General features: G+C 49.1%; 7 protein-coding genes. 6 read left to right on the top strand and 1 reads right to left on the bottom strand.

Annotation, left to right across the window (positions count from 1 at the left end):
* Positions 1–77: 77 nt before the first annotated feature.
* From EOO50_RS12355 to EOO50_RS12335, 5 genes are read left to right on the top strand one after another with little or no spacing between them, the layout of a single operon-like run.
* Positions 78–989 carry an ATP-binding cassette domain-containing protein gene (locus tag EOO50_RS12355; protein WP_290840577.1) on the top strand — a complete coding sequence of 304 codons (912 nt, stop codon included), beginning with the start codon at positions 78–80 and terminating at the stop codon, positions 987–989.
* Complete coding sequence (locus EOO50_RS12350) at positions 986–1,816, top strand: ABC transporter permease (protein ID WP_290840576.1); 831 nt, start codon at positions 986–988, stop codon at positions 1,814–1,816. Before EOO50_RS12355 ends, EOO50_RS12350 begins: the two co-directional genes overlap by 4 nt.
* 24 nt (positions 1,817–1,840) lie before the next feature.
* Positions 1,841–4,099: a choice-of-anchor L domain-containing protein gene (locus EOO50_RS12345; protein WP_290840575.1), complete on the top strand. Its 2,259-nt coding sequence runs from the start codon at positions 1,841–1,843 to the stop codon at positions 4,097–4,099.
* Positions 4,100–4,123: 24 nt separating this feature from the next.
* Complete coding sequence (locus EOO50_RS12340; RefSeq protein ID WP_290840573.1) at positions 4,124–8,596, top strand: T9SS type B sorting domain-containing protein; 4,473 nt, start codon at positions 4,124–4,126, stop codon at positions 8,594–8,596.
* A gap of 9 nt (positions 8,597–8,605) precedes the next feature.
* The gene (locus tag EOO50_RS12335) at positions 8,606–9,619 is read left to right on the top strand and encodes an alpha/beta hydrolase-fold protein (RefSeq protein ID WP_290840571.1); all 1,014 of its coding nucleotides are present in this window, start codon (positions 8,606–8,608) and stop codon (positions 9,617–9,619) included.
* Between the two features lie 57 nt (positions 9,620–9,676).
* Here EOO50_RS12335 and typA read toward each other — a convergent pair whose 3' ends face one another.
* Positions 9,677–11,476 (bottom strand): translational GTPase TypA, encoded by a 1,800-nt coding sequence (gene typA / locus EOO50_RS12330; RefSeq protein ID WP_290840569.1) that lies wholly within the window; start codon positions 11,474–11,476, stop codon positions 9,677–9,679.
* A 183-nt stretch (positions 11,477–11,659) separates the two neighbouring features.
* On the opposite strand from typA, the gene EOO50_RS12325 reads away from it, so the two are divergent.
* Positions 11,660–12,595 carry an ATP-binding protein gene (locus tag EOO50_RS12325; protein ID WP_290840567.1) on the top strand — a complete coding sequence of 312 codons (936 nt, stop codon included), beginning with the start codon at positions 11,660–11,662 and terminating at the stop codon, positions 12,593–12,595.
* The last annotated feature ends 46 nt before the right edge of the window (positions 12,596–12,641 follow it).

Here is a 12,641-nt window from a genome sequence, read left to right as displayed (position 1 = left end):
TTGCCGAAATTTTTATCTTTAAAACCGGTAACAAACTTGCCGCTGTTTCGTTTACAACCAAAACCAACACAAAACTATTGGAAACAATCCTCTCCATCAGCAACCTCAACAAGCGATTCGGCCGCGTCCATGCGGTAAACAACCTGTCGCTCGAGATACAAAAAGGCAATGTCTACGGGATTTTAGGACCGAACGGTTCCGGAAAATCGACAACCCTTGGCATCGTGCTCAACGTCGTAAACAAAACATCGGGCGAATATGCCTGGTTCGACGGCAAACTCCAGACACATGAAGCCTTGAAGAAAGTGGGCGCCATCATCGAGCGTCCGAACTTCTATCCGTACATGACGGCGGCCGAAAACTTGCAGCTCGTGTGCAAAATCAAAAGCATCCCATACGAAAAAGTCACCGAAAAACTCGAACTCGTCGGGCTTTTGGATAGGAAAGACAGTAAGTTCCGAACGTTTTCCCTCGGGATGAAACAACGTTTGGCGATCGCGTCGGCGTTGCTCAACGATCCTGAAATCCTGATCCTTGACGAACCGACGAACGGTTTGGATCCGCAGGGAATCCACCAAATCCGCGATATCATCAAGAAAATCGCTTCTCAGGGAACGACTATTTTGCTGGCTTCGCATTTGTTGGACGAGGTCGAAAAAGTATGTTCGCATGTGATGGTCTTGCGAAAAGGACAGGTTTTGTATTCGGGTCGCGTCGATGGCATGTCGTCCAAGGAAGGTTTCTTCGAATTACAGGGCGACGACGCGTCGGCATTGAAAAATGCGCTTTCGTCCTATGACGCGGTCGAAAAAGTCGTCGAGGACGCCGACGGAAAATTCACCGTTTACACCAAACAACCCATTTCAGCGTCAGATCTGAACCGCTATCTGTTCTCAAAAAACGTGAGCCTGAGCCATCTCGTGAAACGCAAGAACACGCTCGAAGAACAATTCCTTGAACTCACCAACAAACAATCAAACACGAAATGAAACGTCTTTTATCAATAGAACTGCAAAAAATCTGGAAGAACAGGGCGAGCCGCGTGCTCACGATCAGTTATTTCATATTGTTGTCGTTTATCGCACTTATCGCTTCCATCAAATTCGAGATCGGAAATTTCAATCTGCACCTGGCCGACATGGGAATCTTCAATTTCCCTTACATCTGGCATTTCAATACTTACATCGCCGACTTCCTGAATTTCTTCCTCGCCATCGTGATCGTTTCGATGGTCGCGAACGAATATTCGTACGGAACGCTCAAGCAGAATCTCATCGACGGCATGAGCAAACAGGAATTGATTACTTCAAAATTCCTGACTGTCACGATGTTCGCCGCGATGACAACGGTTTATATTTTCGTGATGAGCCTGATCTTGGGTTACAGCTTCTCATCATACACGGAGCTTGACATCGTATTTTCGGAACTCGAATACCTTGCGGCGTTTTTCGTGAAGCTCGTCGGCTTTTTCTCGATGTGTCTTTTCCTTGGCATATTGGTGAAACGCTCGGCATTCGCGATCGGATTCTTGTTGTTGCTCTATATTTTTGAAGGAATTTTGTACGGACTTTTACGCTTCAACATCAACGCAAAAGTCGCCGATACCGTCATGGGATTCTTTCCCGTCACGGCCATGTCGAACCTTATCGTGGAACCTTTCAGCCGATTGGCCGTCGTGAAATCGATCGGGGCGCAAATCGGCGTGAAGGATATCAAGGATTATGATGTGCATTTCACCAACGTGCTTATCGTAATTGTTTGGATCGGATTGTTCATGTTTATGTCGTATAAACTTCTCAAAAAACGCGATTTGTAGTATCTTTGCCGGGCTAAGATTGCCATGAAGAAGATACTTGCCCTTTGCCTTTTTGCCGTGTTTGCGTCAGCGAATGCACAATATATTACCGTCGACGAAAATTTCACATCAGACCAACTCGTCAATGACGTACTGATCAACAATCCGTGCGCCACAGCCCAAAACATCGCGATTACGAGCTGGAATTTCGGAAGCGGAAACTCGTTCGGATATTTCGAATCGAACGGAAGCGGATTTCCATTCAACAACGGCATCGTGCTCACGACGGGACGCGCGGCTTCGGCCATCGGACCGAACACATCCATACTAAGCGAAGGCCCGACGGGTTGGTCAGGCGACGCCGATCTCGCAGCGGCTTTGGGCGTTTCGAATACGATAAACGCGACGGTTTTGGAATTCGACTTTATTCCGCTGAGCAATCGTTTCAGTTTCGACTACATTTTCTCGTCGGAACAATACTTGTCGAACCCGTCGCAAAACCAATGCGGTTACACCGACGGCTTCGCGTTTCTCATAAAAAAAGTCGGGTCCGGATTGCCGTATGAGAATCTGGCCGTGCTTCCGGGATCGGGAACGCCCGTTTCAGTGAATACGGTTCGCGGACCGGGAACGATCTGTCCGGTTGCGAACCCCGCGTATTTCGATGCGTTCAACGGCTCGCAACATCCCACGAACTACAATGGGCAGACGAAGGTCATGACGGCTTACGGAAACGTCGATCCGAACCAATTGTACCACATCAAGCTCGTGATCGCCGATCAGGGAAACAACTTGTACGATTCGGCGATTTTCCTAGGTGGCGGGAGTTTCAACCTCAACAAGGATTTCGGCCCCGATTTGCTCGTATCGAACGGATTGGCGCTCTGCGACGGTTCGACCCAACTTCTCGATGCGACCGAGGCCGGCGCTTCAAACTACCAATGGTTCGAAAACAATTCGCCGATTCCCGGGGAGACGAATCCGACGTATTTGGTTGACCACGCTGGCGATTACCGCGTCGAATTCCAGCTTTCGCCGAGCTGCATCGCATTCGGGGAAATCAAGATCGAATACATCACGCCGCCCGCAATCAATAACAATGTCACGCTCGTGCAATGCGATCCTGAGAATAACGGTTCGACTGTGTTCAATTTGTTGCACGCGCTCCCATTGATCGCGAATGGAAATCCTGATTTGACATCGGCTACATTCTTCACGAGTCTGGCGCCGGGCTCCGCTCCTATCAACGACCCTATAAATTATCAATCGGGTGGTTCGGCCCAGATCTATGCAGTGCTTACGGGAACTTCGTGTCCGTTGAGCGCGGTCGTGAATTTGGTGATCAGCAACACCTCGGCCAGCGACAGGACGATTACGCTGTGCGCGCCGGCATCGGGTTCGACGACAATCGATTTGTCGACACAAGTCACGCCAGTCGTCACGCAGGGATTGCCTTCAGGACTTGTCGTGAATTATTACACGACGGTGAACAATGCGCTTGCAGAAAACGGCCAGTTTCCGAATCTTTACGACGTTTCGGGTCCAAGCCAGACGTTTTATGCGCGGATCGTAAACGGACCCGATTGTTACGCGATCATTAAAGTCACGATTACTTTGGAAGTTTTCGATCCGGGTTTTGAGGACGAAACGCTGTTCATCTGCGACGGCGCGTCGGCGACACTGTCGGTTCCAGGTGGATTTTCATCGTATTCGTGGTCAAACGGAGATGTTGATAATGAAACGGTCGTAACTGCTGCGGGAACCTATTCGGTCACAGTCACGAACGCCAACGGTTGTGAAGCGATCAAGCAATTCGACGTCCAGAACACGACGCCTCCGGGATTCCTGGATGCGCAGGTGAACGAATTCGACGGAAACGGTAATTCGATCACTATCGTTTACAGCGGAACCGGCGACTATGAATTTTCGATCGACGGGCAATTTTTCCAGTCAAGCCCCGTTTTCAACAACGTCGCAGCCGGAGATTACACGATTTTCATCCGAGACACGTCGGGTTGTTATGTTGACGGACCACATTTGGTTTCGGTTTCGGACTTCCCGAGGTTTTTCACACCGAACGGCGACGGCATCCACGATGTCTGGCTCCCGAAGTTATCGGCGTCACAGATCGGCTCTCGCGTCTTGATTTTCGACCGATACGGAAAACTGCTCAAAACGGTTGACGCGGCCACAGGTTGGGATGGTATGCTGAATTCGGCCCAACTCCCGTCATCCGACTACTGGTTTGTGCTTGAATTGCAGGACGGCCGGCGTATAAAAGGCCACTTTTCGTTGAAAAGATAATCGCAAATTCGCTACATTTAGCACATGAAAAAGATTTTACTGTATCTATTAACGGCGTTCTCGCTGAACTGTGTCGCGCAGTTTAGTAAAACACACTATATTCCGCCGCTGGCAGCTTCAAGCATCGTCGCCGCAGAGGAGCAATATTTATACATTTCGACGCCCAACCTCGCCCCTGTCAATTTCAAGATAATCAACATCGGTGGCGCAACCATAAATGCGACCGTCTCGCGCGATGCACCTTATGTCTACAGCATCGGCATCGGAAATACCACGCGGTTGATGGTCAATTCCAACGCGGTGCACGACGTCTACAACAACAAAGGCTACATCATCGAAGCTGACGATCTGGTTTATGTCACGGTTCGGTTAATTGCAGGAAATGGCAACCAGGCAGGAGAAATCGTATCCAAAGGTCTGGCGGCATTGGGAACCCAGTTTCGTATCGGCGCCTTGCAGAACGGATTGGTTTCCGAATACAACGGCAATCACCTGACGTTCGTCTCGGTCCTGGCTACTGAAAACAATACCACGGTAAATTTCAGCGACATGACGCCCGGTGTCACACTTATTAACGACGAGCTTAACGAAGGTGCGCCGTTCAGCGTGACACTCAACAACGGTCAAAGTTTCGTGATGGCCGTTCAGGGTCCGAGCGTGCTGAATCGCGACGGTTTGATTGGAATGCTCGTCGCTTCAGACAAACCCATTGCGGTCAATTGCGGCTCTTTTGCGGGAACGAATGGAGAAATGGCAAACATCGACCTTGGTTTTGATCAAATCGTTTCGGCAGAAAGGACAGGAACCGATTATATCTTCATAAAAAGTACAGGTCTTTCCAATGTTGAAACAGTACAAATCATAGCACATGAGGACGACACCGATGTCTTCGTGAACGGAAACGCAACGCCGATCGCCAATTTGGATGCCGGCGAGTACATATCAATGAATGGGACTTCATTCGGGGCGAACGGGAATATGTCGGTACACACGTCGAAAAATGTATTCGCCTACCAAAGCATTGGTGACAACGGCCGATCGGACCAAGCTAACCAAGAGCTGTTTTTCGTACCGCCTTTGAGTTGCGAAACACCTAAAATCATTGACAATATCCCGTTTATCGACGAGATCGGAGTAAGGGTTTTTAGCGGTCGGATCACGTTGGTGACTGAAACGGGATCCACAGTCAACTTCGTAATCAATGCCATTCCGCGCACACTCGCCGAATTAGCTTTGGTCGGGGCGAATGTCGTCGGGCCGTTAACCGTTCCCGGAAATCCCGGTTTTGAAACATACACGATCACAGGACTGAGTGGGAACGTGTCGGTATATTCGACGACCCAACTCTATCTGGCCTCGTACGGATCCAGCGATGCCGCGACTTTTGGCGGATATTACTCAGGATTCACGTTCAAGCCCGAGATCACTTTCGAGCAAATCGATCTCACGCTCGAAGATTGTCTTCCCAATATCCAGCTCGCGGTAAACGCAATTTTGGGCTTCGATGAATTCCAATGGTTTTATAATGACGCTCCGATCCCAGGCGCAAACCAGGCCAGTTATACGCCTACGCAGCCCGGTTATTACCATGTGAAAGCCGGTATTTCGGCTTGCGACACCGAACTTGAGTCCGACCACATTCCCGTAAGTATCTGCGCACCTGACTCCGACGGCGATCACGTGAACGACAACGTGGATATCGACCTCGACAACGATGGCATCGTCAACTGTACCGAATCGTATGGCGATGTACCCGTGAATCTTACGAATCCTTTGGCGGGTAGCGTATCAGCAGGAAACGGCGCTTATACGAATTCATTTACAGGCGCTTTTCCACCGGCTTCGGGATTGCCTGCTTCGGCGCCTTTCACCGGAAATGCCGACGGTACGTTCACATCGGTAGTGACCGAAGGTAAAGGGAATTCCATGATCTACACGATTGATTTTACGCAACCGCTCAGTTTCTTATTGCAGTACACACAAAATACGGGTAATCTGGACCTGCTGAATGCGTACGGGCAATTTGTCGTCAGCGTGCCTTATAACCGCACCATAACCGTATTGAACCCAAATAATCAGTTGCTTATCGATACGAATTTCGACGGGATTTATGAAAGTGGCATCACCGAGTTTTCATCGTTCGAGATCCGATTCATGAGAAACGGAGGACCGCTTTTACCGGGTACGGGAGCATTCAGCTTCAGATGCCATCTGGCCGACAGCGTGACGTTCACGCACATAAATCTTTTGGATACGTCGTCGAACAGGGTTTCGTTCCGAATCATGGCGAGTTGTGTCCCCAAAGATTCCGATAACGACGGCACTCCCGATTCTCAGGATCTTGACAGCGACAATGACGCCGTACCCGATGTATACGAATCGCAAGGGTTGAACTACGTCCCGCTTTCGAATCTTGACTTCAACCAAGATGGGCTCGACAATATCTTTCCCGCAAATCTGGTTCTCGCCGATACCGACAACGATTCGATTCCTGATTATCTCGATCTCGACAGCGACAACAACGGCATCTACGATTTGGTCGAATCCGGAAGCGGCGCGGCCGATGCGAACAACAACGGCATCATCGATGGAAACCCTGCAAGTTTTGGCAGCAACGGGCTTTCGAACAGCATTGAGACTTCAGCGAACAGCGGCCTGCTTAACTTTACTCTGACCGATTCTGATGCCGACGGTGTCTACGATTTTGCCGAAAGCGACAACGACAACGACGGTTGTAGCGATGTACGCGAAGCCGGATTTGCCGACGCCAACAATGACGGTTATCTCGGTAACGCCTCGCCTGTGGTCGTAAACCCGAACGGCCTGGTAACGGGCGCTCCGAACGGTTACACGACACCGAACGCGAACTACGTCACCGCCGCACCGATTACGATCAATGCGCAACCCGCCGTTAATCCGACGGTCTTGTGCGAACAAAAAGACGCCGTAATTTTCATCGACACCAACCCCGAAGTGACGTTCCAATGGCAGGTTTCTACTGATGGTACCAATTTCACGAATATTGGCGAAACCGTCCAATATGAAGGTACGACCACGAACACGCTCACGATCCACAACGTCACGTTTGCGATGGACGGGTATTTTTACCGCGCGTTGTTGAACCGAACCGGAAATATCTGCGGCGCGATTTCGGCGTCGGCACAATTAGACATCAATCCTATTCCTGCGGTCGTCGCCCGAACGTTGGTGCAATGCGATACGGGAACGGCTCCTGACGGGATCACTATTTTCAATTTGTCGGAAGCCAACCAAAGTTTTACGAATGGCGACAGCAACTTATCGATCGCCTATTATTTGAATGCATCCGATGCCGACAACAACGTGGGCGCACTCGGCAACGACTACACGAATACCGTTAATTCTCAAGTTCTTACCGTAAAAGTCAGCAATAATACGACGGGTTGCTACAGTTTGAGTACGCTTACCCTATCGGTCAATCTGTTGCCGAACGTGACGATCGATCTTCCCGGTATTTGCGATGAATTGGCGTCAGAAGATGGTTTTACGGAATTCGATCTTACCACGGCAAACATTCCGACTGCGGGCAACCAATCGGTTCGCTATTACGAAAACATAAACGACGCGTTGCTCGAACAGAACGAATTGGCCGATCCTGAAAATTACACCAATCTGCAATCATATACGCCCCAGATCTTGTACGCGCGACTGGAATCAGACAATACGAACAGTTGTTCGCGCCTGTATCTTATAAATATCGAAGTGTACCGACTGCCCGACATCGACATCAATGACGATCTGACGCCTCACGTAGTCTGCGTGAACCAGCCAAATTTCACGACGGTCATCGACGCTTCGATCGAGGACGGCTCGCCAACGACCGACTATACGTATCAATGGTACGTGAACGGAGCGCCGCTCGGAGGTGAAACCAGTTACACGCTAACGGTGGCCGCCGAAGGTTTGTACAGCGTCGTCGTCAAGAATGCGAATGGCTGTACCAAGACGCGGCAGATTCCGGTCATCCATTCAAGCCAGGCGATCATCTCGAACGTCGAAACGGTCGATTTCGTAGAACTCAACACGATTACGGTGACGCTTGATGCGAACAGTTACGGCGATTACGTTTACGCGCTCGACGAACAATACGCGTGGCAACCGTCTAACGTATTCACCGATGTTTTGCCCGGCGTCCACATCATTTATGTAAAGGATAAAAACGGTTGCGACTTGGCTTCGTGGGAAGTTTCGGTCATGGGAGTTCCGAAATATTTCACGCCGAACGGAGACGGCTATCACGAAACCTGGAATTTGAAAGGAGCGACCGCCACGCGCAATTCGAAATCGGTCATCAGGATTTTTGATCGCTATGGAAAAATAATCAAACAGATTTCACCTTTGGGCGAAGGTTGGGACGGAACTTACAACGGACGCGCGATGCCATCGGACGATTACTGGTACAGTATCGAACTCGAGGACGGACGTTCGGCCAAAGGACATTTTACTTTAAAACGATAATTCAACACTATGCATTCTAGGATTTCAATCGCTTTTTTATGCCTTTTCAGTGCGCTTTCGTTTGCGCAGCCAAAAGTTGCCTCGGGCAGCCTAAAACATTTTGAGAATTTCGAATCGAAGTTCGTGACACCACGCACGGTCGACATCTGGACGCCCGACGGTTACAACGACAAAGAAAAATATTCGGTCATTTACATGCACGACGGCCAAATGCTGTTCGACGGCGACCAGACCTGGAACAAGCAAGCCTGGGAAGCCGACGATACGGCCGCGAAGTTGATCGCCGCGCGCGAAACCAAAAAGTTCATCATCGTCGCGATCTATAACATCGGAGAATACCGCATGAGCGATTATTTCCCGCAAAAACCGTTCGAGGCGTTGACGCAGAAATCCCGCGATTCCATTTACGATTTGTATATGGGCGAAAAACCGATGTGGTCGGCGAAAGTAAGTTCGGACAACTACTTGAAATTCATCGTGACGGAACTGAAACCATTCATTGACAAAACGTATTCGGTCAACACCGACGCGGCCAACACGTTCATCGCAGGTTCGAGCATGGGCGGCTTGATTTCGTTGTACGCCATTTGCGAATATCCGCAGGTTTTTGGCGGCGCGGCTTGTCTGTCGACACATTGGACAGGCGTTTTCGGGACCGCACAGAATCCGGTTCCGGCGCAATTCATAAGCTATCTCAAGAAAAAATTGCCGGCTCCCGCGACGCATAAAATCTACTTCGACCTGGGCAGCGAAGGTATCGACGCGAACTACGGCACGACCCAAAAGAAAGTCGATGCGATCATGACGCAAAAGGGCTACACGACCAAAAACTGGATGACCAAGGAATTTCCCGGAGACGACCATTCCGAGAAATCGTGGGCCGCGCGATTGGCTCAACCGCTAATCTTTTTGATGGGCGATCCAAGCAAGCCGCAAACACCGACGCTCGTCAAAGCCGCCGACGACAAGCCGAAGGACATGTCGAAACAACGACCGGTAAAGAAAGAGGAACCGAAGAAATAAACATAAAAAAACCATCAGTTAAAGCTGATGGTTTTTTATTTGTGTATGCTTGAAAACTTATGCGATCTTAAAACGCTTTCTGTCGGTTTCGCTCAAGTAGATCTTGCGCAGACGCAATGATTTTGGCGTTACTTCGACGTACTCGTCTTTTTGGATGTATTCCAACGCTTCTTCCAAAGAGAATTTGATCGCCGGGATGATGCGCGCTTTGTCGTCGGCACCCGATGAACGAACGTTTGAAAGTTTCTTGGTCTTGGTAACGTTCACGGTCATATCATCTGAACGTGTGTTTTCACCGATGACCTGGCCTTCGTAGATTTCCTCGTTCGGATCGACGAAGAATTTACCGCGATCCTGCAATTTGTCGATCGAATAAGGAATCGCCTTTCCATTTTCCATAGAGATCAACGATCCGTTGTTACGTTCCGGAATTCCGCCTTTGAATGGTTCATATCCGATAAAACGGTGCGACATGATCGCCTCACCCGCCGTAGCGGTAAGCAATTGGTTACGCAATCCGATGATTCCGCGTGACGGGATGTTGAATTTCACGATCATACGGTCGCCTTTTCCTTCCATCGAAAGCATTTCGCCTTTACGGATGGTTACGAATTCCACGGCACGACCTGAAAGGTGTTCCGGTAAATCGATCGTCAATTCTTCGATCGGTTCGCATTTCTCGCCGTCGATTTCCTTGATGATTACTTGTGGTTGACCAATCTGGAGTTCGTATCCTTCGCGACGCATCGTCTCGATAAGTACCGACAAGTGAAGTACACCGCGTCCGAACACCATGAATTTATCGGCTGAATCCGTCTCCCCGACTTTCATCGCAAGGTTTTTCTCAAGCTCTTTTGTCAAACGGTCACGGATGTGGCGAGACGTTACGAACTTTCCTTCTTTCCCGAAGAAAGGTGAATCGTTGATCGTAAACAACATGCTCATCGTCGGCTCGTCGATCGCGATGGTCTGCAATGCTTCAGGATTTTCGAAGTCGGCAACCGTGTCCCCGATTTCGAATCCTTCGATTCCTACGATCGCACAAATGTCTCCGGCGATAACCTCGGTAACTTTTTTACGACCAAGACCTTCAAAAGTATGAAGTTCCTTGATACGTGTCTTTATGACTTTCCCGTCGCGCTTCACAAGCGAGATCGGCATGTTTTCTTTCAATACACCACGCTCCAGACGTCCGATGGCGATACGGCCCGTGAACGATGAGAAGTCAAGTGATGTGATCAACATTTGCGGCGTTCCTTCAGAAACTTTTGGAGCCGGAACGTTTTTGATGACCATGTCGAGAAGCGGTTCGATGTTGTCCGTTTGGTTGCGGAAATCGTCGCTCATCCAGTTGTTTTTCGCCGATCCGTAAACCGTCGGGAAATCCAATTGTTCTTCAGTCGCTCCCAATTCGAACATAAGGTCGAATACTTTTTCGTGAACTTCCTCAGGCGTACAGTTTTCCTTGTCGACTTTGTTGATGACCACGCATGGTTTCAATCCAAGGTCAAGCGCTTTTTGAAGTACGAAACGCGTTTGCGGCATCGGGCCTTCAAAAGCATCCACGAGCAGACAAACACCGTCGGCCATGTTCAATACACGTTCTACTTCCCCACCGAAATCGGCGTGACCCGGTGTATCGATGATGTTGATTTTTGTTCCTTTATATGTAACCGAAACGTTCTTCGACGTGATCGTGATCCCGCGCTCACGCTCGAGGTCATTGTTGTCGAGAATAAGGTCGCCTGTGTTTTCGTTTTCACGGAAAAGCTGGCAGTGGTACATGATTTTGTCCACCAAGGTTGTTTTTCCGTGGTCGACGTGGGCGATAATCGCGATATTCCTAATAGATTCCATATCCTTTTTTTGAAGCGGCAAAGGTACATTTTATTTCTGGATAAAAAACCTTTTTTGAAATCGGCTTAACGTATTCATAATAAGTGGCTAAACGCGAATCGACTTTGAATGGAACGCAACATTTTAACATCGGGTATTGAAGCGGGAAACTTAAATTGCTTTTATATTTACGCAAACAATCGCATGAAGCGCACTTCTACCCAGATCATACTTATTTATCTTTTCGTCGGAATCCTGTGGATTTTGGTGAGCGATTGGATTTTTACGATTGTCGGATATCCTGAAAACCCTGTTTACCAGACGATTAAAGGATGCGGATTCATCGTCATTTCAGGCATCGGATTCCTGCACATGTTGCGCAAGTACGAAGATCGAAACCGGCGTTACCTCAAGAAACTCAAAGCCCTGAACCGACGTCTCGAGGAACACGCGGCCGAACTTACGGCTTCAAATTCGGAACTCGAGCAATTTGCTTACATCGCATCCCACGATTTACAGGAACCGTTGCGCATGGTCACGGGATTCCTGGGGCAGATCGAAAAGAAATACGCTCAAAATTTAGATGACAAGGGAAAAGAGTACATTCATTTCGCGGTCGATGGTGCGGCTCGGATGCGCCACATGATCATGGACCTGCTGCAGTATTCGCGACTGGGAAAACGCGATTTCAGTCATGAGAGTTTTGACGTGTCGGAATTGGTGCACGAGATCATCACGCTAAACAAACCCTTGATCGACGAGACGAAAGCCGTGATCGAATTCGCAGATTTACCCACGATCTCGGCCGGCCGAACGCTGATCGCGCAGGTGTTCCAAAACCTCATTTTGAATGCCGTAAAATATCGAAAACCCGATGTAACGCCTCGCATTGCAATCGGTTATAGAGAGTCGGGGGAATTTTGGGAATTTTGGGTTTCCGACAACGGAATCGGAATCAAGGAAGATCAAATCGACCACATTTTCACGCTATTCCGAAGGCTGCATTCGCGAGATGAATATTCGGGCAGCGGCATAGGATTGGCGATTTGTAAAAAGATTGTCGAGAACCATTCGGGCCGAATTTGGGCGCTGTCAAAAGAAGGTGAAGGAAGCACGTTTTATTTTTCGATTAAAAAATAGTTTTCGCTATATTTGCTTTGTTCCGGACCTTTAAAAATCCCTATAT

The organism is Flavobacterium sp., from assembly GCF_004211145.1.
In the GTDB taxonomy this organism is placed as follows: domain Bacteria; phylum Bacteroidota; class Bacteroidia; order Flavobacteriales; family Flavobacteriaceae; genus Flavobacterium.
This window is presented reverse-complemented; position numbering and strand designations above follow the sequence as displayed.